Raw genomic sequence first — 21,162 nt, forward strand, 5'->3', positions numbered from 1 at the left:
GTCCTAGCGTAGTTTCAGCGCGCGGTCAGCCATCGCCTGCGCTCCGCCCGACGCGGAAAGGAAAGCGACGATCGCATCGCGGCCGCCCTGCCCCTCCTCGCTCGACACGATCAGCGACAGCGCGCGCGGGTCGCCGCCGAACAGGCGCGCCTTCAGGCCGGCGAATTTCGCGCCGCGCGGGCTGCCCGTGGCGCGGCCGTCGACGACATACCAGGTCGCGGCGTCGCGCAGCACCGGGCCAGGATGGAGCAGCCGTTCGGTCTTGCCGCCATCGACCGGCGGCAGCGCGGCGCTCCACGCCCATTGGCTGTCGGGATCGACCGCGCCCTGCCCGAACGCGACGACCTCGCGCCCCTCGGCCTGGCGCTCATAGCCGCCGATCGCGATCGTGACGCGGCGTCCCTTGGCATCGGCGAAGGTGCGGACGAGCCGCTGGTCGGCGCCATCGAAGCGCGGCATCCACGCCACCTGCTCCGAAGAGGCGGCACTCCATCCGGCGGGGCTCGCGATCGCCATCGTTTCGGGCAGCGGCGCCGAACGCCCGCCGACCAGCCACCCCCAGGCCGCGAAAAGCAGCGGAATGGCGAGCGCGGCGGGCAGCACGACCTTCGCGAATCCATCATGGCGCGGCGGCCCGCCCAGCCCCGCGACATCGACCGCGACATCATTCGCCGGCCGGTCGAACCAGCGCCGCGCGACGAGCATCACGAGCAGAATGACCAGCCCGAAGAAGATCCAGCCGTAAAAGACATGGTCGATCCCGCCCGCGCGCTCGATCCCCCAGATTTCGGCGGCGACCATCGTGCCATAGGCGCGCAGCGCATTGGCGAGCACCGTCGTCGCGAGCGCGAGCGCGACGAAGACGATCCGCCGCGTCCAGCTTTTGAAACAGAGATGCGCCGCGAACACCGCATAAGCGAGCATCGCGATCAGGAAATTGACCCCCGAACAGGCCTCGGCCACCTCGAAAAAGCCCGCGCGGGTGGTGATGAACACGCCTTCTATCTCGGCCGAAAGCCCCGACAGGTGGAGCAGGACGATGCTGATCCGCGCGGTGAGCGTCTGGAGCAAAGGCACCAGTTCCTCGCCGAACGGCACGAGCAGCAGCGCATAGCCGAGCGGGAAGAGCAGCCCGCGCACCAGTTTCTCGCCGAGCGTCGCGGCGACCGCGCCCTGGAGCATCAGCACCAGCCCAAGCTGGCGGAACAATCCGACCCCCGCCGCCTCGCCGACGAGCCAGACCAGCCCCGCCCCCGCCATCCAGATCAGCGCCGGTCCCCAATAAGCGGGGGTCAGCGGTTTCAGCAGCGCGGCGCGCTGCGACACCAGCCAGCCGATCATCGGCACCATCAACAGGCAGTGGGTAAAGGTCGAACTGTGCCACCAGAGCCCCGCCATGTCGGCAGCGTCGCAGTGGAAGATTGTAAGAATTGCCGCCGAAAGCGCCGCCAGCGCCACGAGGTGCCGCCGCCAGCGCGTCATGCCTCCAACCCCAGCAGGCCGGCGACCGGCGCGAGGCGCGCGTCCCAGCCATAGCGCGCGATCATCCGCGCGCGCGCCGCCCGGCCCATCGCCGCGGCGGCGGCGGGATCGCCGAACAGGCGGACGACCGCCGCCGCCATCGCTTCGGCGTCCTCGGCGACGAGCAGATGCTCGCCATCTGCCGCATCGATGCCGGTCGCGGCGGCGATGCTGGCGACCACCGGCCGCGCCATCGCCATCGCTTCGAGCAGCTTGTTCTGGACCCCGCGCGCCAGCAGCAGCGGCGCGACGACCACGTCGGCGGCGGCGAGCCAGGGGCGGACGTCGGGCACTTCGCCGGTGACGGTGACGCCGGGCAAAGCGCCCAGCGCTCGCACCTCGTCGGTCGGGGCGCGGCCGACGATCGCGAAGCGCGCGCCCGGATGCGCCTTGCGGACCAGCGGCAGGATGTCGGCGACGAACCAGTGCACCGCGTCGATGTTCGGGCGATAGTCCATCTGGCCGGTGAACACCGCGAGCGGCCCCGCGCCCTCGCCCACTTTGTCCAGCGACAGCGCGGGATCGAAGCGATCGGTGTCGATGCCGTTTCCGACCGCGACGACGATGTCGCCGCCCAGCCCACTCCGCTCGCGGAACAGCGCCGCCTCGGCCTCGCTGACGAACAGGCTGGCGTCGACCGCACGCGCGACCTTCGCCTCATAGGCCGCGAGCGTTTTCGCCTCGCGCCTGTGCACCCAGTTCAGCGGCTGGCGCTTGTCCTGTGCGGCGTACGTCGCGAATTTCGCCGAATCGACATCGACGAAATCCATGATGACCGGCCCATCGAACCGCGCGGGCAGATATTGCGCCATCTGGCCCGAGAAGGCGACGATATGGGTGACCGTGCCAAGCGCCAGCAGCGCGCCGACATGCTCGATGAGCGCGGCATGGCGGAACAGCCGGTTCGACACCGGCTCGCCGCGCAGCACCGCCTGCGCCAACGCGGCGGGGCGCGAACGCCCGCGAACCTCGATACACAGACTCTTGCAAAGCGGCGCCATTTTCGCGCGCGCTGCCGCCGCATCGGCTTCATTGTCGGCGAGCGCGACGACATGCACCGGCGCCAGCTTCGCCAGCGCCTCGAACATATGCCAGCTGCGGATGCGGTCGCCGCGGTCGGGCGGCCATGGCGCGCGGTGCACCAGAAACAATATTTCGGCCATTACCCCAGCCCGCGCGCGATCAGCGGGCCGATGCGGTTCGCCGCCCACAGCGGCAGTTTCTTCCACAGATCGACCTGCAACCGGTATCTGGCGCTGTTCGGATTGGTGTCGCGCGGCATCTCGCCCGGCGCGAGCCAGCGCGCATAGGTCAGCGGGTGCGGATCGAAACCCCAATTCTTCTTATAGGCGAAAGGCCCGGTGCCGAGTTTCGAGCGGCCGAAGTCGAAGCGCGTGCAGCCTTTCGCACGGGCATGGCACATCAGCGCGAAATACATCCGCTCATTGGCGCGCAGCCGCCGCGCATCGGCGGTGCCGCCGCCCCAATAGGGCATCACCGTGCCGCGCCAATACAGGCTCAGCACGCTTGCGACCGGCCGCCCGCCGTCGCGCACGGTCAATATGTCGGCATCGTCGCCGAAGCCATCGAGCACCGCATCGAACAGCGCCCTCGGAAACACCGGCGTCCCCAGATTGCGGACGCTGGTCGCATAGATGCGATAATGGTCGCGGCGCTCGGCGGCATCGCGGCCGGTGGTGACGGTCAGGTCGCTTTCGAGCGCCTTGCGCACCTCGGCGCGCTGCTTGCGCGGGATGGCGAGCAATTCGGCGCCGTCATCGGCGGCCAGGTCGCGCGCGAAGCCCGCATAGACACCGTCCTCGCGGCGCCAGCCCTCGCCTTCGGGTAGCGGCCCGCCGCGCAGTTCGATCGACGGCACGCCAAGCGACTTCGCCAACGCCGACGCGGCAGCGGCAAGCGCGGCCGCCGCCGCATCGCTGTCGGCGAGCAGCCCGCCATCGACGGCAAAGCCGGTCGCGACCAACGCCTGCCCGAACAAGGGCGAGCGAATATGGTGGAGCGGCAGCAGGCCGACGATCGCCCCCGCCGTGTCATAGGCCGCGAACGCATGGCCTTTATGCCCGGTCGCCTTGGTGATCGCCTCGCACCAGGCACGGCTGTGAAACGGCGTGGCGTCGGGATGGCCCGCGACATAGGCGTCCCATGCCGCCGCATCGACCAGCGGCGCGACCGACAGCCCGTCCATCACCCGATGCAGCGGCGTGTTCACGCCGCGGCGCGCCACGGCCGGGCGCGGTCCTGCTGCGCGGGAAGCAGCGCGTCGGCGCGGGTCCACTCGAAATCGGCGAGCAGTTTCCTCAGCTTGCCCGCCATCGCCGACAGGCCGCTGTAATGGCGAAGTTTCGAGCGGATCGGCGCATCGGCGACACGCGGCTGGCCGGGGTCGATCTCCCACGGATGGAAATAGAGGATCGCCGGGTGCCCCTCTTCGTTCATCCGCGCGATCGCCCAGCGCGTGAAGCGATAGGGCAGCAGGCGCATGAAGCCCCCGCCGCCCGCCGCGAGCGTGCGTCCCGCGAAACGCGCGGTGGTCACCGGCCATTCGACAAGGTCGCTGCCCGCCACCGGCCGCCAGGCGTGGCGCGGGCTTTGCGGCCAGCCATAATGATCGTGGACGACCGGCGCGACGCTCGACGAATAGGCATAGCCCTGTTCGGCGAGCACCGGATGCGCCCATGGCGTGCGCGTATCGATCGAGAAGCTCGGCGCGCGATAACCGCGGATCGCGACGCCGCCGAGGTCTTCGAGGATCGCCCGCGTCTTCTTGAGGTCCGCCGCGAACCCGTCGGCGGTCATGGCGAAGACGCGCTGGTGATCATAGCCATGGCTCGCCAGTTCGTGCCCGGCATCGACGATCCGCCGGATCAGCGCCGGATAGCGTTCGGCGACCCAGCCCAGCGTGAAGAAAGTGCCTTTGGCCCCCGCATCGGCGAAGAGTTGCAGCACCGCGTCGCAATTCGCCTCGACCCGGCCTTCGAGCGCCGGCCAGTCGGCACGGTCGATCGTGCGCTCAAAGGCGCCGACCTGGAACCAGTCCTCGACATCGACCGACAGGCCGTTCTGCATTTTCCCTCACCTTCATCAGCATCCTAGCCGATGATGACTTCAATTGAACCCGTTCGTGTCGAGCGAAGTCGAGACACCCATCGAGATAGCGCCGTGCCGATGGGTGTCTCGACTTCGCTCGACACGAACGGACACGGGACGTCGCTTAAAGACGCCACATTTTCCCTATGCGTCACGCAGCCCAGACGTCCGACCGCGCGGGATTGGGCGAATTTTCGGGGTCGCGCTCGACCCATTCGATCAACAGATCGAGCACGCGGCGCAGCGCCGCATCCTGTTCGACAAGCCGCGTCTCGAGGCTGGCGATCTGTTCCTTCAGCGCGTCGATCTGCGCTTCGTCGACCGCGGGCGGCGACGAAACAGGTTCAGGCGCATCCTCGGTCGCGGCCGGGGCGGCAAACGGCTCGACCGGCGCGGCGAACGGCGGGCGATCGTCTGCGGTCGCGGCGGGCGCCGGCCATTCGAGCGGCGCGGTCGCGGCGGCGGCGTGCGCGACGACATCCTCGACCGCCAGCGGCGCGAGGTTCGCCTCGTCGACGCCGCGATCGGCCTCGACCTCGGCGATGACGTTACGGACATGCTGCGCCGAAATACGGTGCAGTTCCTCGACCGCGCCGAACAGCAGCAGGCGGCTGACCAGCACGTTCAATTTGCGCGGCACGCCGTCGCTATAGTCGAAGATCAGCTCGAACGCCTCGGGCGCGAAGCTGGGGTTCCCGGTCCAGCCGACCTTTTTCAGGCGGTGGAGGATATAGGGTTCGACCTCCTCGGGCTCCATCGGGTCGAGGTGGTGCGTCGCGATCACGCGCTGGCGCAGCTGCTCGAGCGTCGGCGAATGGAACAAGGTCTGGCGGAATTCGGGCTGGCCGAGCAGGAAAATCTGGAGCAGCGAATGGTCGCCGAGCTGAAAGTTCGACAGCATCCGCAGCTCTTCGAGCGCCGAAATGGCGAGATTCTGCCCCTCGTCGACGATCAACAGGGTGCGGCGGCCGGCGCGCGCCTGTTCGCGCAGATATTGCTCGATGGCGCGCAGCAGCTCGGCCTTGCTCTGCCCTTCCCACTCGATCCCGAATTGTTCGGCGACGAGGCGGAGCAGATCGTCGCCCTCGACCTGCGTCGACACCAGCTTGACCGCGGTCAGGCGATTGGGGTCGATCGTGTTCATCAGATGGCCGACGAGCGTCGTCTTGCCCGCGCCGACATCGCCGGTGATGACGATGAAGCCCTCGCCCTGCGCCAGGCCATAGCCCAGATAGGACATCGCCTTGCGGTGGGTGCCGCTCTCGAAATAGAAAGCCGGATCGGGCGTCAGCTGGAACGGACGGCCGGTGAAACCATAATATTGATCGTACATCGAAATTCCCCGATCAGAAGTTGTAACGCAGTCCCACCAGGGCCGAACCGATCAACTCGCTGTTGAAGCCATCCTGGTCGAAGGCGTTGAGCGAGGCGGCGGCGGTCCCCGTCAACCCGCGCCAGAAACGCCGCGAATAGGCAGCCGAAAGCCCCGCCGACTGGACGTCGCTCGCTCCCGGCGCGCCATTGTCGAAATAGTTGAGATAGCCGGTGATGCTGATGTCGGACGCGGAATCGAGCGGACGTCCCGCGCTCAGGAACAGATAATAGCTTTGGTCGGTCACGCCGTCGAGGTTCGCGATCACCGATCCCGCGGGCACCAGCAGGCGGCGGCGATCATAGCCGAGCCCGACGCCATAGCTCCAGCGGCCATAGCGCGAACTCATCACCGCCTGCACGCCGCGGTTGCGATATTGGAAGGCGTTGACGTTGCCGAGCTGGTTGTTGAGGCAACCGCTGCTCGCTTCGCCAAAGACGCAGGTATCGACGTCGCCGCTCAGCGGGTTGCGCGTCGGGTCGAACTGGGTCGGCAGCGCCGACAGCCCGCTCGACATGCCGCGGCCGAGGCTCGACAGCCCGTCATAGACGCCGACCTGGAACGAGGTCGCATGGTCGGGGCGATAGGAAAAACTGCCGGTATAGATGGTGTCGCCATAGCGGCGGCCGATTTTCGCGGTCAGCGAGGTGCGGCGGCTCGGCTGCCACATCACGCCCGCATCCCAGATCAGCCCCTCGGTGTCGAACGAGAGCTGACGCGGCTTGGACGTGTCGGCGACGAAGCGGCCCGCCGCATCGCGGACGGGGACGCCGCCCGCGCCCAGCACCGGATCGCGCTGGCCGATCTCGATATCCTCATATCCGACGCCGCCGAGCAGCGCGACGGTCGGGCCGATCGGCACGGTCACGTCGGCGCGGGCATATTTGCCCTCGAACCGCTGGTCGAGCTGGCTGGCATCCTCGCGCTCGTAACCGCCCGAAACCTGCCAGCCGAACGGCAGGTCGCCGGGCCGCTGGCCGACGCTCGCCCAGGCGACATGGTTGGTCGAACTGTCGAAAACATCCTGCGCCGCCGCCCCCGGCGCAAGCGCCGGCACGCTGCCGACATCGACCTTGGTATAGCCGAAGCGATAGCCGGCGCCGAGGTCGAGATCGCCGATGCGCTGGACCAGCGTCGGGCCGGCATAGAAGGAATAAAGATCGGCGGCATTGCTCGCACTGCCAAGGAACAATCCGTCGGCGCCCCGCCCGTCGGCGCTGGTCCGCGTCGCGAGCGCCCCGGCTTCGAGGTTGAAACCGCGCGACACTTCGATGCGTCCGCGCGCGAGGCCGCTGACGATGTCGGCATCGCCGAGCCCGCCCGACTCGCCGAAGCGATGTTCATAACGCAGCGTCCCCGCCAGTTCGGCGCGGCGCGTGACGATCGACGCATCGACCCCCACCGCGACGGTCGTATAGGTCAGCACGTCGCCGCCGTTCTTGAGGTCGGCGGACAGGATCTGCCCGACCTCCAGATAGGGATCGACGCGGACCTGGCGCTTTTTCTGCTGGCGCTCGCCGCGCTTGGCCTGGCGATCGGCGCCCGCATCCGAAGCGGGCGCGCTTCCGGCGGTCGGCGCGCCGCCTGCTCCCGAACCGGGGTCGCCCGAAAATTGCGCCTGCGCGCTTGTCGCCATTCCGGCGAGCAGCACGGCGGCGAGCGCCGTCCCGCGGCGCAGCGTATGACCGGGGCGCATCATGACGCGCCTCCTTGTCCATAATAAGTGCCGAAGCGGCGGCCGCCCGGCGAGAATTTGACGCCGTTGAGCAGCAGCTGGATATGCGGGCACGCGCCCATCAGACCGATCGCGTCGCGCAGCGCGCTTTCCATCGTCTGATCGGCGCGCACGACCATGATGAGCTGGCCGACATGCCCCGCGAGCACCGCCGCGGGCGACGCCGCGAGCACCGGCGGCGAATCGAAAATGACGATCCGGCCCGGCGCCCCCGCTTCGAGCTGCGCGAGCAACGCCTCGGTGCGCGCCGAGGCGAGCAGTTCGGTGTCGTGCATATGCTGGGTGCCGGCGGGCATGACCTTCAGCCCCGCGATGTCGGTCTGGATCAGGCAGTCACCGAGCGGCAGGTGCGGATCGGCGAGCGCGTCCATCAGCCCCGGACCGTTTTCCAGCCCCAGCGTCTCAAGCACGCTCGGCTTGGCGATATCGGCGTCGATCAGCAGCACGTCATAATCGGCCTCGACCGCGAGGCTGAGCGCCAGGTTGACCGCGGTGAAGGTCTTGCCCTCACCCGGATTGGCCGACGCGATCAGCACGCGGTGCCCGCGCGGCACCACCGGGCGATTGGCGGTTCCGGCGAAATTGCGGATGATCTCGCGCTTCACGATGCGATATTCCTCGGCGATGCCGGTGACCGGCGCGCCGGGAACGACCATGCCGCGCGCGGCGAGGCCGTCGCGGTCGATCGTGCCCTGGCGACCCGGAACGATCGCGGGCGCGGCCTTGGCGACATCCTTGCGCGGCGACGGCTGCGGCGCGGGCTCGACAACCGGCGCGGCCTCGACCAGCGGTTCGGGCGGCAGCAGCTCGGCGGCGGGCGCGTCTTTCGCCCCAGCCTTCTTCGTCTTTTTCTCGGGCTCGGGCGGCAGTTTCGAAACGTCGATCGTCGCCGCATTCTTGGCGGGGTCGAGGCCGAACATATCGGCGGCGCGTTCGAGCAGCGAGGGCGGGCGCTTGACGGGGCGTTGATCGTTCATGTCATCCTCCCCGTTCACGCGACCATGCCGCGTTGAACAAATTCGACGATCAGCAGCAGCGCATAGAGGCCGACGAGCGCCGCCGCGCCGCCGCCGAGCCAGACGAGCCGCTTGCGGCGCTCGACATGGCGGTCGGGCGTCACCACTTCGGTAATCGATCCGATCACCGGCAGCCCGCTCGCGCGCTCGAGCTTCGCCGCGGTTGAATAGCTCGCGCGCACCTGCGACAGGGCAAAGGCCGCGCCGATACCGCCGCCGATCCCGGCCAAAAGGACGAGGGTCAGGAACAGCGGGCGGTTCGGCGCCGCCGGGCTCGTCGGCTTCGACGGCGGGTCGAGCAGCTCGATCTTGATCGCGTCGGTTTCGGTCTGCACCTCGCCGCGCAGCCGCACCTGCTCGCGCTGGCCGAGCAGCTTGTCATATTGCGCTTTCAGCGCGGTATATTCGCCATTGATCCGGTCATATTCGGCAGCGATGCCGGGGTTCGCGATCTGCTGCGAGGTGATCTTCGCAATATCGCCCATCAGCTGCGCCTTGCGCGCCGACAGCGCGCTGACCGTCGCCTGGCGCTCGCCGCGCATCGCGGCAAGCGAGGCATAGGCCGGGTTCTGCACGCCGCCGACCCCGCCGCCGGTGCCTTCGCGGTCGGCCTGCGCCTTCAGCGACGCGATCTGGCTCTTGAGCGCGATCACGTCGGGGTGCGCGTCGGTCAGGCCGCGCGCGCGCATCGACGACAGTTCGTTCTGCGCCCCGGCAAGCTGCTGGCGCGCGACGCCGCCGCCGACCCCGCCGCCGCCGGCCACCGTCGCGGGGGTCGCGGCGAGTTGGCCGTTCGCCGCCGCAAGCTGCGCCTGCGCCGAAACGAGCTGCGAATCGATCTGGCTGAGTTCGGCGCGCGCGGCGTCGACGCGCTGCGCGGGCGAGCCGCTGCCGCCGGGGATCAGCCCGATATTCTGCGCCTCGAACGTGGCGCGGCGCGCCTCGACCTCGCGCAGCCCCTTTTCGCGGTCGGCGATCTGCGCGTCGAGGAATTTCAGCCCCTCGCGCGCATCCATCCGGCCGCCGCGCAGCTGGTCGTCGCGGAACACGGTGATCAGGCTGTCGAGCACCCCCGACGCCAGCTTCGCATTGTCGGCGTCGGACAGGCTGCCGACCCCGACCGACGAGGTGATCTCAAAGATATTCTGCTGCTGCGGGACGATCTTGATATTCTTTTGCAGCATCGCGACCGCGCCCGCCTTATCGCGCTCACCGGCATCGGCGCCGATCAGTCCCGTCGTCACCGCAACCTTTTCGAGGTTGCGCGCGCTGGTCAGCGTGCCGCGGATCTGGTCGATCTGCTGGCCGCCCGAATAGGGGCCGACACCGGCGTCGTCGGGCAGGATCTGATTGACCTCGACGAGCAGGCGCGCACGGCTGTCATAGCGGTTCGGGATCGACGCGACCGCCAGCCAGCCGAGGATGCAGATGCCCCAGGCGACGCCAAGCACCAGCCAGCGCCGCGTCCAGACGCTGTGCACCGCCACCCGGATTTCGTCGTAAAGGCCGTTCATCGTCTGCTTTCAATCCTTGGCAATCGGCATCGTGCGGCGTCGCGGGCGCGCGTCAGAACATGCTTTCGGGGATGATGATGACGTCGCCCGGCTGCAACCGGACATTCGCCTTGATGTCGCCGCGCTTGATCAGGTCGTTGAGACGTAGCGCATATTCATGCTGCTTGCCCGTGCCCTTGTCGAACCGGACGAGCCGCGCCTTGTTGCCCGCGGCATATTCGCCGAGGCCGCCGACCGCGATCATCGCGTCGAGCACGGTCATATTGGCGCGGAACGGGATCGAGGCGGGCTTTTCGGTCGCGCCGACGACGCGCACCTGCTGCGAGAAGGTGCTGTTGAAGGTCGTCACGATCACGCTGACGATCGGATCGGTGATATATTGGCTGAGTTGCAGCTTGATGTCCTGCTGCAGCATCGTCGGCGTCTTGCCGACCGCGGGCATGTCGGTGATCAGCGGGGTGGTGATGCGGCCGTCGGGGCGAACCTGCACCTTGCCGCCCAGTTCGGGATTGCGCCACACGAAGATCTGCAATTCGTCGAGCGGGCCGATGATATATTCCTCGCCCGGCCCTTCCTGATTCTGCACGAAATTCGCGCTCGGCAATTGCGGCGCGTGGCTGTTCGCACCCATGCAGCCGGTCAGCGCGGTCGCGGCGATTCCCGAAACGAGCGCCGCCTTGGCGACACGAAGCAAGGGGAAGGACATCATATTCAAATCACCTTTCGAGCGGCCGCAGCCCTGCGCAGATCCGAAAATCCCGCGGCAAAGCCTTTGCGTCAGGGTCAGCCATTGCTCGGAAAGGGTGAACATACCGTTAGTCTTGGGATAAGTTCGCACCACGCTTGTCGAACCTTGTGCCGGTCTGACACAAAAATTAACCCTGTCCGCCGTTCAGACGAGCATTTCCCCGGCCGGACCCTGCCCGAGAAAGGCGGACGGACTCGCGCTCGCGCCATAAGCCCCCGCTTGAAAAATCGCAACAAGATCACCGACATCGGCATGCGGCAGCGCGACCTGGTCGCCGAGCCGGTCGAGCGGGGTGCACAGGCAGCCGACCACCGACACCGTCTCCGCCGGTTCGTCGCCAAAGCGGTTCGCGATCGCGATCGGATAATTGCGCCGGATCACGGTGCCGAAATTGCCGCTCGCGGCAAGCTGGTGGTGGAGCCCGCCGTCGGTGACGAGGAAGGTCTCGCCATGGCTGGTCTTGCGGTCGACGATTCGGGTCAGATAGACGCCCACTTCGGCGACGAGCCAGCGCCCGAGTTCCATCGCAAAGCCGCTGGTCGCCAAAATCGGGTCGCGCCCGCCAAGCGTCTGCGCCAGCGCCGCGCCGACCGCCGCGACGTCGACCGCCTTGTCGCCGGGAAAATAGGGCACGCCCATGCCGCCGCCCAGATTGACGAGCGGCGGCGCGGTGCCGATTTCCTTCGCCAGCCGCGCCGCCAGCGCCACCGTCTGCGCCTGGGTGTCGGCAATCGCGGCGGCGTCAAGTGCCTGCGATCCCGCGAAAATATGAAAGCCGCGCCAATCGGCGCCAGCATCGATCAGGCGGCGCACCAGCGCCGGGACCGCGACGGCATCGACCCCGAAAGGCTTGGCGCCGCCGCCCATCTTCATCCCCGACCCCTTGAGGTCGAAATCGGGATTGACCCGCACCGCAAGGCGCGGAGTCACGCCCTGCCGCCCGGCGATCGACAGCGCCCGTTCGGCCTCCCCCGCCGATTCGATGTTGAGCGTCACGCCCGCCATGATCGCGGCTTCGAGTTCGCGGTCGCGTTTTCCCGGCCCCGCGAAACTGATATGTTCGGCCGCCATGCCGCCGGCCAGCGCCATCTTCAGCTCGCCACCCGACGCGACGTCGAACCCGTCGACCAGCGTCGCCATATGGACGAGCAGCGGCGCATAGGGGTTCGCCTTCATCGCATAATGAAGCTGGACGCCCTTCGGCATCGCGGCGCGCCATTGGGCCGCACGCGCGATCAGCATCGCGCTGTCATAGACGAACAGCGGCGTATCCCCCGCTGCATCGGCCAGCGCCTCGGCGCGGTCGCCGCCGATCAGCAACATGCCGCTCGCATCGGCGCGAAAGCCGGGCGGGATCGGACCGTGCGGCTTCATGCCGTCACCTTCCAATCGGCGGCGATCGCCACCCGGTCGAGCTTGCCATTGGGGTTGCGCGGCAGTTCGCCCCGCCACTCGACCGCCTGCGGCTGCATGAAATTGGGGAGATTCTGGCGGAGGTAGGCCGCCAGCCCCTCTTCGTCGCGCGCGCCCTTCCCTCGGACGATCAGGATGATCGCCGCGCCGAGGCGCGGGTCGGGAATGCCGAACGCGACGGCTTCATAGATCAGCCCGGAGGCGACGGCGGCATCCTCGACCTCGGTCGGGCTGACGCGGTTGCCCGCGGTCTTGATCATCGCGTCGTCGCGGCCGACGAAGGTGAGCAGCCCCTCGCTGTCGCGGCGCACCGTGTCGCCCGACCAGACCGCGATCCCGCCATAGCGCGAGGCGGCGGGCGCGGGCTTGAAGCGTTCGGCGGTGCGCGCCGCGTCGCGCCAATAGCCCTTGGCGACCAGCGGCCCGGCATGGACAAGCTCGCCCGGTTCGTCATCGCCCGCGACGCTGCCGTCGGCGCGGCAGACGAGGATTTCGGCGTGCGGGATCGCGCGGCCCATCGAGGTCGGATGGGCGGCCACCAGGTCCGGCGACAGCCAGGTCGAACGGAATGCCTCGGTCAGCCCGTACATCGGATAGATGGCGGCGTTCGGAAAGGTGGCGCGCATCGCGTCGATCAGCGACGGCGTCAGCGCGCCGCCGCTGTTGGTCAGCCGTTCGAGCAGCGCCGCGGTCTCGGCCGGCCAGTCGCTTTCGACCAGTTGCACCCACAAAGGCGGCACCCCCGCAATCGTCGTGATCCGGTGGCGCGCGACCGCCTTCACCACATCGCGCGGGGTCAGATAATCGAGCGGCGCGACCGCCGCGCCCGCGTGCCAGGTCGAAAAAAGCTGGTTCTGCCCATAATCGAAGCTCAGCGGCAGCACGCCGAGCACGCGGTCGCCGGGCGCGATCTTCAGATAGGACGCGACGCTTTCGGCGCCGAGCCACAGGTTCGCGTGGCTGAGCATCACGCCCTTGGGGCGGCCGGTCGATCCGCTGGTATAGAGGATCGCGGCCAGATCGTCGGGTTCGGCGATCGACGGCGGCAACCCTTCGCCGCCCGAATCGATCGCCTCCTCGGCGACCTTCAAATCGCGCACCGCGCAGGCATCGGGTCGGTCGTCGCCGAGCATTTCGGCGCGGGGCGCATTGGTGACGAGCAGCGCCGCGCCGCTGTCGGCCAGGATATGCGCGACCTGTGGTCCTTTCAGCAGCGGATTGACCGGCACGTGGATCAATCCCGCGCGCGCCGCGGCGAGCGGCATCAGGCAGGTGGCGCGGGTCTTGGCGCCCCAACTCGCGACGCGCTCACCGGGTCCGCCGGCCTGATCGAGCAGCCAGGACGCGAGACGGCCGACCCCGGCATCGAGATCGGCAAAGGTCGTGACCCGGTCGCCGATCAACAGCGCAGCCGCATCGGCGGCGCCAGAATGGACGAGATGGTCGATCGGATGCGACGGCGGATTTTGTAACATGGTCATGGGCTGTTAGGAGCTTGGTGATAGAGCGCGCGACCATGCAAGGGAACGGTGAAGATCACGCTAATGACGACACGCTGCCCGCCACGGCGCGCGCGGTAGGCTTTGCCTCGCCCTTCGACCGCGCCGAGTGGTTCGACCTGCTCGCCGCGCATGGCTTTGCGGAACAGGGACGGCACGACGCGCGCGGCGACTGCGGGGCGGTATCGGCATGGCTGCCGCTGCGCCTTGAAAAGCCGGGGCATGTTTCGGGGCTGACCTGCTGGTATAGTTTCGCGATCCGGCCGCTCTACGACGGCCCGGCGCATCCCGGCGAGCGCGGCGAGGCCTTGCGCGACCTGTTCGCGCGGCTGCGGGGACGCGCCGCACGCCTGACGCTCTATCCGGTGCCCGCCATCGACGGCCTGCCCGGCGACCTCGCAATCGCGCTCCGCGCGGCGGGCTGGTGGGTCAAGGCGGCCCCCGCGGGCGACCGCCACTGGCTCGACCTGGCGGGCCTGACGCACGATCTATGGTGGGACGGCCGCCCCGGCGCGCTGCGCAACACGGTGAAGCGCAAGGCGAAGAAGGGCGTCGTCGATATCGCACTCTTCACCCGCTTCGACGCCGACGCCTGGGCCGCTTATGAAACCATTTATGCCGCGAGTTGGAAGCCCGAGGAAGGCGACCCCGCGCTGCTGCGCGCCTTTGCCGAGGCCGAATCGGCGCGCGGTACCTTCCGCATGGGGCTCGCCCGCATCGACGGAACCCCCGTCGCCGCGCAATATTGGACGGTCGAGGACGGCACCGCCTTCATCCACAAACTCGCGCATGTCGAGGACAGCCTCAAGGCCTCGCCCGGCACCCTGCTGTCGGCGGCGCTGTTCCGCCATGTCATCGAGGTCGACGGCGTGACGCGCGCCGATTTCGGCACCGGCAACGACGCCTATAAGCGCGACTGGATGAACCGGCACGACCGGCTATGGCGCATCGAGGCTTTCAATCCGGCGCGGCTCGCGGCATGGGGACCGGCATCAAAAGCCTTTGCCCGCTCGCTGCTCAGGAAAGACATATGACCGATACCGTCGACGCCACCCTCCGCGCCCTGCTCGCCGACGTGCTCGGCCTCGGCGCCGACCGCGCCGCCGCGCTGACCGACGACAGCGGCCTGTTCGGCGAACTGCCCGAATTCGATTCCATGGCGGTCGCGACGGTGCTGACCGAGATGGAAGACCGGCTCGGCATCCTTATCGACGATGACGAGATCGACGGCGAAATTTTCGAGACCTACGGGCATCTTCTGGCCTTCTCTCAGCGCAAGGTCGCCGGTTGACAGCCATCGCCTTCCTTCCATCCCGTCATCCCGGCGAAGGCCGGGATCTCGCCGTCGCTGGAAACGCCACGGCGAGATCCCGGCCTTCGCCGGGATGACGGCAGAAGAGAGGGTGCTTATCATGGCGGCGGATGTTCTCGAACATCATCTCCGCATCGCCCCCTCCGGCGCGCCCCGCGCCACCGTCCTGATCGTCCCGCCGCTATTCGACGAAGCGAACCGGCTGCGCCGCACGCTGGTGCTCGCGATGCGCGCACTCGCCGAAAAGGGGTTCGCGGCGATCCTGCCCGACCTGCCGGGCCAGAATGAAAGCCTCGTCGCGCTCGCGGATGTCGATCTGGACCGCTGGCAGGCGGCGCTCGCCGATGTTTCGGCGGGCCTCGCCGGTCCCGTCATCGTCGCCTCGATCCGCGGCGGCGCACTGATCGATCATCGCGCCAAGGCCGCCGCCTGGTGGCGCCTCGCGCCCGTCGGCGGCGCTTCGCTGCTGCGCACGATGATGCGCGCGCGCGTCGCCGCCGATCGCGAGGCCGGGGTCGAATCGTCACTCGACAGCCTGCAGGAAGCCGCCGGGGCCGCGCCGCTGCTGCTCGCCGGCAACGCGCTGTCGCCCGCGATGGTCGCGCAGCTTGGCCGCGCCGAAGCCCAGGACGTCGCGCCGCTGCGCAGCGTCGGCCTCGGCGCCGAGGGCATCACCGGAACGCCGCTCTGGCTGCGCGCCGAGCCGGGCGAGGACGCCGCCATGGCCGCCGCGATCGCCGCCGACATCGCCGCGTGGAGCCAGACATGCGGCATCAGCTAAGCTTCGCCTGCGAAGGCGCCACCCTCGCCGCGAGCCTCGACGACGCGCCGGGCGCGACCGGCCTTCTCATCGTCTCGGGCGGTAACGAAATCCGCAGCGGCGCGCACCGCGGCATGGCGACGCTGTCCCAACGCATCGCCGAAGCCGGGCACCCGGTCTTCCGCTTCGATCGCCGCGGCATCGGCGACAGCGAGGGCGAAAACGCTGGCTATGCGAGCAGCGGACCCGACATCGCCGCCGCGATCGCGGCCTTTCGCGCGGCCGCGCCGCACGTCAACCGCATCGTCGGCTTCGGCAATTGCGACGCAGCGAGCGCGCTGCTGCTCCACCAGCCGCTACCGCTGGGCGCGCTGATCCTCGCCAACCCCTGGACCTATGAGGAGAGCGAAGCGGAAACGGATGAACCCGCGCTGCCCCCGGCGAGTGCGATCCGGGCGCGCTATCTCGCCCGGCTTCGCGATCCGAAAAGCCTGCTGCGGCTGCTCAAGGGCGAAGTCGATGTCCGCAAATTGCGGCGCGGTCTCGCCGCGCTCGGCAAGGTGAAGCCGCCCGCCGCGCCCGACAGCCTGCCCGCCCGCCTCGATGCGGCGATGGCGGCGCTCGCCTGCCCCGCAACGATCTTGCTCGCGACCGGCGACCGCACCGCACAGGCGTTTGCGGAGAATTGCCGGTGGGCCGATATTCCGGTCGAACGCCTCGCCAGCGCGTCGCACAGCTTTGCGGGCGCGGATGCGGACTGGCTGGCGGCGCGGATATTGGAAAGGCTGGGCTGACGTCCGCTTTGGGGTGGGGAGCGGACGTTGCCAGTTCCTCCCCGGAACGGGGAGGTGGCAGCCCGCAGGGCTGACGGAGGGGTCGAAACCTCTCGTCAGGACGCACCGCTGCGACCCCTCCACCACCCTTCGGGCGGTCCCCCTCCCCGTTCCGGGGAGGAATTGGCAACGCCTGCTTCCGGTCGCTAACCGCCCTTCCGCGCCCCTCTACGCCTCCACCAGCGCCTTATACTCGGCCTCGGCCAAAAACCGCTCGGCGTCGAGCGCGGCCATGCAGCCCATGCCCGCGGCGGTCACCGCCTGGCGATAGACTTTATCGGTGACGTCGCCCGCCGCGAACACGCCGGGGATCGACGTCAGCGACGTGCCCGGCGTCACCTCCAGATAGCCGTCGCTGTCGAGCGGCAGCTTGCCCTTGAACAATTCGGTCGAGGGGCTGTGGCCGATCGCGACGAAGCCGCCGTCGGTCGGCTCGTGGCTCGCCGCGCCGGTGACGGTGTCGATCAGGTCGACCCCGACCAGCCCCGAAACGCCCTCCCCCGCGACGAAGCGATCGACGCGCTTGTTCCACAGAACCTTGATCTTGGGGTTCGCGTGCAGCCGGTCCTGCAGGATTTTTTCGGCGCGCAGATGGTCGCGGCGGTGGATCAGGGTCACATCGTCGCTGTGGTTGGTGAGGTAGAGCGCTTCCTCGACCGCGGTGTTGCCGCCGCCGATCACCACCACCTTCTTGCCGCGATAGAAGAAGCCGTCGCACGTCGCGCACGCCGACACGCCCTTGCCGCCGAGTTCCTGCTCGCCCGGAACCCCCAGCCATTTCGCCTGCGCCCCGGTCGCGATCACCAATGTTTCGGCGAGATAGACGTCGCCGCCGTCGCTGGTCAGCCTGAACGGGCGCTCCGACAGATCGACGTCGACGATCATGTCCCAGATCATGGACGTCCCGACATGCGTCGCCTGCGCGGTCATCTGTTCCATCAGCCACGGGCCCTGGATCACCTCGGCGAAGCCGGGATAATTTTCGACATCGGTGGTGATGGTGAGCTGCCCGCCCGGCTGAAGCCCCTGCACGACGATCGGCTGCATCCCCGCGCGCGCGGCATAGATGGCGGCCGACAAGCCGGCCGGGCCGGAGCCGAGGATGAGCATTTTGCTGTGGTGCGTGGCGGGCATGGGAGTCCTTCGGGTTCGAATCTGCACATGATCTGGGGATCACCGCACGCGCTAGCAAGGGTGCGAAGGCAAACCAAGGGGTGCGAGCCACTCAGCTATGGCGAAGCGACTTATCTCGTCCCTTCGCAATAGCCTGGAATCCATTTGGGCCGCGACGCCGGGGTCACCGGCGAAAGCCTGTGCGACCGGTAATAAGGCAGAGTGACGTTCACCAGATCCGAATAAAATTGCCGGTCGCACGGATTTCCGGCCCACGTTCTTTTGATCGTCTTTCCCTCCGTCCCATAAAGGTAGAAAATCGTGGCGACCTTGTTGGCCTGGTTGATCGCGAGCCGGTTATAGAAGGTCTTCCATTGCGAATCATTCCACCATCCAGCGTCGGTGCCAGGGTGTGGGCGCTTCCCAATGGGCCTGCCCGGCGTAGCCCAAATGACCGAATAGATCGGTTTGGACGTTTCGGTCAGACGCTGAACGATCTCCCCATAATCCTCTTCGGACGACAGATAGGGATCGATCACCCAACCATCAGTCGCGATCGATCCAACCCACCCCAAATCGACGTGCCCGGCCTTCGACTGCATCGCGATCCATTGCAAGAATTGACGTTTGGGGAAACTCTGTTTGGCCGCGCGATATAATCTATTGAGATAGGTGATCTTGTTGGCGCTCAGGCCATTTTCTTCGTCAAAAGAGATGGCCTCGATCGGCGTGCCTTCGAGTTTGTCGAGAACGGACAACAACTCTGCCTCAACCTCCTCATAAGGCGGCAGATCTTCGGCACCCCTGCGCTGATCGTAATTACGAATGAATTCGAAATCGATGAGGATCGGATTGCCGTTCTCGGCCAGCTTGCGAATGAGCGCGACCTGCGGGTCGATGGCCCCTACCGTATAGTAGCGAACGATGAGCCGCGGAAAATGCTTTCCCACGTCGGGGTCCCAATCCTTCACTTCATACGCATAAATTCCAGGCATCTGCCAGTCGGCGGCGCGCGCCTCGCCGATCAGGCCGGGAGCGATCAAGGCCGCAACGAGGGCCAGCGCCATGCGGAATCGCGAAACGGGGCGTGTCATGACCATTTTCACTCCATCATTCGATACGGCGCGAATAGCATCGCGCGGGTGAGCCGGTGATGAATATCGGGATCCCGCATCGCTCCCATTTACGAATGGTCAGCCCGCACCATTCGTGCCAAACATCGGTGGGGAGATGGGCCGATGGCGAGCTGGTGGGAACGTCATGGAGTGCCGCGACTGATCAAATGCGCCTGTTCGCAGGGGCAGATCATGAAAGCGCGCAGCAAGGTCGTGCCGCACGCCGCGGGCGACGTTCTGGAACTTGGCTGCGGCGGCGGCATCAACATGGAATTCTATGATCCGGCGCGGATCAACAGCTTCACCGGGCTCGACCCCTCGCCCGAACTGCTCGCGATGAGCCGCGCGGCGGCGGCGGCGCGCGGGATGGCGGCCGATATCCAGGGCGGGGTCGGCGAAGCGATGCCGTTCGACAGCGGACGCTTCGACACCGTCGTCACCACCTTCACCCTCTGCTCGGTCGCCGACCAGGCGGCGGTGCTCGCCGAGATTCGCCGCGTGCTGAAACCCGGCGGCACCGCGCTGTTCCTCGAACATGGCGGCGCCCCCGATGCGGGGGTCGCGAAATGGCAGCGGCGGATCGAGCCGATCTGGAAACGCATCGGCGGCAATTGCCACCTGACCCGGCCGATCGGCGATGCTTACGAACGGGCGGGATTTTCGGTCGATCGGCAGGGCGCGGCCTATATGCCCAAAACGCCCCGCCCCTTCGGCTGGGTCGAATATGGCGCGGCGCGCGCGGCTTCATAAGGGGGGGATAGCGAGATGGTTCGTATCTGGCTTGTCATACTCACCGCCTGCTTTCTATTGGCCCCGACGGACGCCGAGGCGCGCAAGGTCGCGCTGATCATCGGCAACAGCGATTATGCGAACACCAGCCACCTCGTGAACCCGGCGAACGACATCAAGCTCGTCGCCGCATCGGCGCGGGCCGCGGGGTTCGACGATGTCACCGTCGCGCCCGACCTTGCGGTCAACGAGTTCCAGAAGGCGATGCGCGATTTTCGCCTCAAGGCCGAAGGCGCCGAGGTCGCGATGGTCTATTACGCCGGACACGGGATCGAGGCGCAGGGGAAGAATTGGCTGATCCCGACCGACGCGCAGCTCAAATCCGACCTCGACCTGCCCTATGAAGCGATCAATCTCGACCGATTGATGGAGTCGGTATCGGGGGCGCAGATCCGCATGGTGATTCTCGATTCGTGCCGCAACAATCCTTTCGGCCACACCTGGCGGTCGGGGACGCGCGCGGTGCAGACCGGGCTCGCGGGGGTCGAGGCCGACGATGTCCTCGTCATCTTCGCCGCCGGGCCGGGGCAGACCGCCGCCGACGGCACCGGCGCCAACTCGCCCTTTGCGACCTCGCTCGCCAAACGCCTGCCGCAGCCCGACCTGCCGGTGCAGTTGCTCGGCGGCGCGATCCGCGACGATGTGCTGGCCGCGACCGGCGGCCAGCAGCGACCGTTCGTCAGCGCGAGCATCACCGGAACGCCGGTCTATCTCGTCCCGCGGCCGGGCGCCGCCAACCGCTCGGCGATGGAAGAACTGATGTGGAAGGGCGCGGTCGCCGATAACAGCATCAGCGCCTTCAAATCCTATCTCACCGAATTTCCTTCGGGCAAATATGCGGCGCTGGCAAACGGCGGCATCGCACGGCTGACCCGCGATCCCAAGGCCCCCGCGCCCACGATGGCCGCCGCGCCGGTCCGGCCCGCGGGCCCCCAATATATCCTCTCGAACGTCCGCGTCGATTGCGTCAAGCTGACCGGCCGGCTGGGGCTCGGCCTGCCCGACCAGCTTTTCCTGCGCTTCAACACCGGCGAGCGTTTCCCCGAGGGTAAGAGCGAGATTTTCTCGATCAGGAAGGGCGAAAGCTGGGTCGTCGACAAGGCCTTCTCCTTCGACCAGCCGGTGAGTTTCCAGCTCCGCGAATTCGACGACATCGGCGGCAGCGACCATATCGGCACCGTCGACCTGGGCAGCGAACCGGGGACGTTCACCAAGACGCTGACGGGGGACGCGAGCGACTATCGGGTGACCTATACGCTGACGGTGGGATAGACCCATAGGCTGAGTCAATGAGTGGTGTTCCCCCGCGAAGGC

The 21,162-nt window shown here is 67.7% G+C and carries 19 protein-coding genes; 6 read left to right on the forward strand and 13 right to left on the reverse strand.

Features of this window, described 5'->3' with window-relative positions:
• Positions 1-3: 3 nt before the first annotated feature.
• From xrtA to CVO77_RS05585, 11 genes are all read right to left on the reverse strand, one after another.
• The gene (gene xrtA, locus CVO77_RS05535; protein WP_105998252.1) at positions 4-1,482 is read right to left on the reverse strand and encodes an exosortase A; all 1,479 of its coding nucleotides are present in this window, start codon (positions 1,480-1,482) and stop codon (positions 4-6) included.
• Positions 1,479-2,684, reverse strand: a complete 1,206-nt coding sequence (locus tag CVO77_RS05540; protein ID WP_106000661.1) for a TIGR03087 family PEP-CTERM/XrtA system glycosyltransferase — start codon at positions 2,682-2,684, stop codon at positions 1,479-1,481. Before CVO77_RS05540 ends, xrtA begins: the two co-directional genes overlap by 4 nt.
• Positions 2,684-3,727 (reverse strand): FemAB family XrtA/PEP-CTERM system-associated protein, encoded by a 1,044-nt coding sequence (locus CVO77_RS05545; protein ID WP_106000662.1) that lies wholly within the window; start codon positions 3,725-3,727, stop codon positions 2,684-2,686. The genes CVO77_RS05540 and CVO77_RS05545 overlap by 1 nt, the downstream gene beginning before the upstream one ends.
• 20 nt (positions 3,728-3,747) lie before the next feature.
• On the reverse strand, positions 3,748-4,608 hold the full coding sequence (locus tag CVO77_RS05550) for an XrtA system polysaccharide deacetylase (protein ID WP_105998253.1): 861 nt from the start codon (positions 4,606-4,608) through the stop codon (positions 3,748-3,750).
• A 172-nt stretch (positions 4,609-4,780) separates the two neighbouring features.
• Positions 4,781-5,962 carry an XrtA/PEP-CTERM system-associated ATPase gene (locus CVO77_RS05555; RefSeq protein ID WP_105998254.1) on the reverse strand — a complete coding sequence of 394 codons (1,182 nt, stop codon included), beginning with the start codon at positions 5,960-5,962 and terminating at the stop codon, positions 4,781-4,783.
• 13 nt (positions 5,963-5,975) lie between these two features.
• The gene (locus tag CVO77_RS05560; protein ID WP_105998255.1) at positions 5,976-7,700 is read right to left on the reverse strand and encodes a hypothetical protein; all 1,725 of its coding nucleotides are present in this window, start codon (positions 7,698-7,700) and stop codon (positions 5,976-5,978) included.
• A complete protein-coding gene (locus CVO77_RS05565) occupies positions 7,697-8,713 on the reverse strand; it encodes an AAA family ATPase (protein ID WP_105998256.1) in 1,017 nt (338 codons plus the stop codon). Before CVO77_RS05565 ends, CVO77_RS05560 begins: the two co-directional genes overlap by 4 nt.
• A gap of 14 nt (positions 8,714-8,727) precedes the next feature.
• Positions 8,728-10,266 carry an XrtA system polysaccharide chain length determinant gene (locus tag CVO77_RS05570; RefSeq protein ID WP_105998257.1) on the reverse strand — a complete coding sequence of 513 codons (1,539 nt, stop codon included), beginning with the start codon at positions 10,264-10,266 and terminating at the stop codon, positions 8,728-8,730.
• A gap of 52 nt (positions 10,267-10,318) precedes the next feature.
• Positions 10,319-10,972: an XrtA/PEP-CTERM system exopolysaccharide export protein gene (locus tag CVO77_RS05575; RefSeq protein WP_420822542.1), complete on the reverse strand. Its 654-nt coding sequence runs from the start codon at positions 10,970-10,972 to the stop codon at positions 10,319-10,321.
• Positions 10,973-11,158: 186 nt separating this feature from the next.
• The gene (locus CVO77_RS05580) at positions 11,159-12,388 is read right to left on the reverse strand and encodes a pyridoxal-dependent decarboxylase, exosortase A system-associated (RefSeq protein ID WP_105998258.1); all 1,230 of its coding nucleotides are present in this window, start codon (positions 12,386-12,388) and stop codon (positions 11,159-11,161) included.
• A complete protein-coding gene (locus CVO77_RS05585) occupies positions 12,385-13,908 on the reverse strand; it encodes an acyl-CoA ligase (AMP-forming), exosortase A system-associated (RefSeq protein ID WP_105998259.1) in 1,524 nt (507 codons plus the stop codon). Before CVO77_RS05585 ends, CVO77_RS05580 begins: the two co-directional genes overlap by 4 nt.
• 35 nt (positions 13,909-13,943) lie before the next feature.
• On the opposite strand from CVO77_RS05585, the gene CVO77_RS05590 reads away from it, so the two are divergent.
• From CVO77_RS05590 to CVO77_RS05605, 4 genes are all read left to right on the forward strand, one after another.
• Positions 13,944-14,960, forward strand: coding sequence for a GNAT family N-acetyltransferase (locus CVO77_RS05590; RefSeq protein WP_105998260.1), 1,017 nt, complete (start codon positions 13,944-13,946; stop codon positions 14,958-14,960).
• Positions 14,957-15,217: an acyl carrier protein gene (locus tag CVO77_RS05595; RefSeq protein WP_105998261.1), complete on the forward strand. Its 261-nt coding sequence runs from the start codon at positions 14,957-14,959 to the stop codon at positions 15,215-15,217. The genes CVO77_RS05590 and CVO77_RS05595 overlap by 4 nt, the downstream gene beginning before the upstream one ends.
• Before the next feature lie 121 nt (positions 15,218-15,338).
• Positions 15,339-16,019 carry an alpha/beta hydrolase family protein gene (locus CVO77_RS05600; RefSeq protein WP_105998262.1) on the forward strand — a complete coding sequence of 227 codons (681 nt, stop codon included), beginning with the start codon at positions 15,339-15,341 and terminating at the stop codon, positions 16,017-16,019.
• Positions 16,004-16,792 carry a hydrolase 1, exosortase A system-associated gene (locus CVO77_RS05605; RefSeq protein WP_105998263.1) on the forward strand — a complete coding sequence of 263 codons (789 nt, stop codon included), beginning with the start codon at positions 16,004-16,006 and terminating at the stop codon, positions 16,790-16,792. The genes CVO77_RS05600 and CVO77_RS05605 overlap by 16 nt, the downstream gene beginning before the upstream one ends.
• A gap of 207 nt (positions 16,793-16,999) precedes the next feature.
• On the opposite strand, the gene trxB is transcribed toward CVO77_RS05605, so the two are convergent.
• Positions 17,000-17,965, reverse strand: a complete 966-nt coding sequence (gene trxB, locus CVO77_RS05610) for a thioredoxin-disulfide reductase (protein WP_105998264.1) — start codon at positions 17,963-17,965, stop codon at positions 17,000-17,002.
• Between the two features lie 110 nt (positions 17,966-18,075).
• Entirely contained in the window at positions 18,076-19,011 is a 936-nt protein-coding gene (locus CVO77_RS05615) for a hypothetical protein (RefSeq protein WP_105998265.1), read from the reverse strand.
• A 171-nt stretch (positions 19,012-19,182) separates the two neighbouring features.
• On the opposite strand from CVO77_RS05615, the gene CVO77_RS05620 reads away from it, so the two are divergent.
• Together CVO77_RS05620 and CVO77_RS05625 are read left to right on the forward strand one after the other, a co-directional pair.
• On the forward strand, positions 19,183-19,809 hold the full coding sequence (locus CVO77_RS05620) for a class I SAM-dependent methyltransferase (RefSeq protein WP_105998266.1): 627 nt from the start codon (positions 19,183-19,185) through the stop codon (positions 19,807-19,809).
• A gap of 15 nt (positions 19,810-19,824) precedes the next feature.
• Positions 19,825-21,120 carry a caspase family protein gene (locus tag CVO77_RS05625; protein ID WP_105998267.1) on the forward strand — a complete coding sequence of 432 codons (1,296 nt, stop codon included), beginning with the start codon at positions 19,825-19,827 and terminating at the stop codon, positions 21,118-21,120.
• The last annotated feature ends 42 nt before the right edge of the window (positions 21,121-21,162 follow it).

The organism is Sphingopyxis lindanitolerans (genome assembly GCF_002993885.1).
In the GTDB taxonomy this organism is placed as follows: Bacteria; Pseudomonadota; Alphaproteobacteria; order Sphingomonadales; family Sphingomonadaceae; genus Sphingopyxis; species Sphingopyxis lindanitolerans.

Excerpts from the sequence above, each read along its gene's own strand:
- xrtA (WP_105998252.1), bottom strand. The coding sequence starts at position 1,482 with ATGACGCGCTGGCGGCGGCACCTCGTGGCGCTGGCGGCGCTTTCGGCG.
- CVO77_RS05540 (WP_106000661.1), bottom strand. The coding sequence starts at position 2,684 with ATGGCCGAAATATTGTTTCTGGTGCACCGCGCGCCATGGCCGCCCGAC.
- CVO77_RS05545 (WP_106000662.1), bottom strand. The coding sequence starts at position 3,727 with ATGGACGGGCTGTCGGTCGCGCCGCTGGTCGATGCGGCGGCATGGGAC.
- CVO77_RS05550 (WP_105998253.1), bottom strand. The coding sequence starts at position 4,608 with ATGCAGAACGGCCTGTCGGTCGATGTCGAGGACTGGTTCCAGGTCGGC.
- CVO77_RS05555 (WP_105998254.1), bottom strand. The coding sequence starts at position 5,962 with ATGTACGATCAATATTATGGTTTCACCGGCCGTCCGTTCCAGCTGACG.
- CVO77_RS05560 (WP_105998255.1), bottom strand. The coding sequence starts at position 7,700 with ATGATGCGCCCCGGTCATACGCTGCGCCGCGGGACGGCGCTCGCCGCC.
- CVO77_RS05565 (WP_105998256.1), bottom strand. The coding sequence starts at position 8,713 with ATGAACGATCAACGCCCCGTCAAGCGCCCGCCCTCGCTGCTCGAACGC.
- CVO77_RS05570 (WP_105998257.1), bottom strand. The coding sequence starts at position 10,266 with ATGAACGGCCTTTACGACGAAATCCGGGTGGCGGTGCACAGCGTCTGG.
- CVO77_RS05575 (WP_420822542.1), bottom strand. The coding sequence starts at position 10,972 with ATGTCCTTCCCCTTGCTTCGTGTCGCCAAGGCGGCGCTCGTTTCGGGA.
- CVO77_RS05580 (WP_105998258.1), bottom strand. The coding sequence starts at position 12,388 with ATGAAGCCGCACGGTCCGATCCCGCCCGGCTTTCGCGCCGATGCGAGC.
- CVO77_RS05585 (WP_105998259.1), bottom strand. The coding sequence starts at position 13,908 with ATGACCATGTTACAAAATCCGCCGTCGCATCCGATCGACCATCTCGTC.
- CVO77_RS05590 (WP_105998260.1), top strand. The coding sequence starts at position 13,944 with ATGCAAGGGAACGGTGAAGATCACGCTAATGACGACACGCTGCCCGCC.
- CVO77_RS05595 (WP_105998261.1), top strand. The coding sequence starts at position 14,957 with ATGACCGATACCGTCGACGCCACCCTCCGCGCCCTGCTCGCCGACGTG.
- CVO77_RS05600 (WP_105998262.1), top strand. The coding sequence starts at position 15,339 with ATGGCGGCGGATGTTCTCGAACATCATCTCCGCATCGCCCCCTCCGGC.
- CVO77_RS05605 (WP_105998263.1), top strand. The coding sequence starts at position 16,004 with ATGCGGCATCAGCTAAGCTTCGCCTGCGAAGGCGCCACCCTCGCCGCG.
- trxB (WP_105998264.1), bottom strand. The coding sequence starts at position 17,965 with ATGCCCGCCACGCACCACAGCAAAATGCTCATCCTCGGCTCCGGCCCG.
- CVO77_RS05615 (WP_105998265.1), bottom strand. The coding sequence starts at position 19,011 with ATGGCGCTGGCCCTCGTTGCGGCCTTGATCGCTCCCGGCCTGATCGGC.
- CVO77_RS05620 (WP_105998266.1), top strand. The coding sequence starts at position 19,183 with ATGGCGAGCTGGTGGGAACGTCATGGAGTGCCGCGACTGATCAAATGC.
- CVO77_RS05625 (WP_105998267.1), top strand. The coding sequence starts at position 19,825 with ATGGTTCGTATCTGGCTTGTCATACTCACCGCCTGCTTTCTATTGGCC.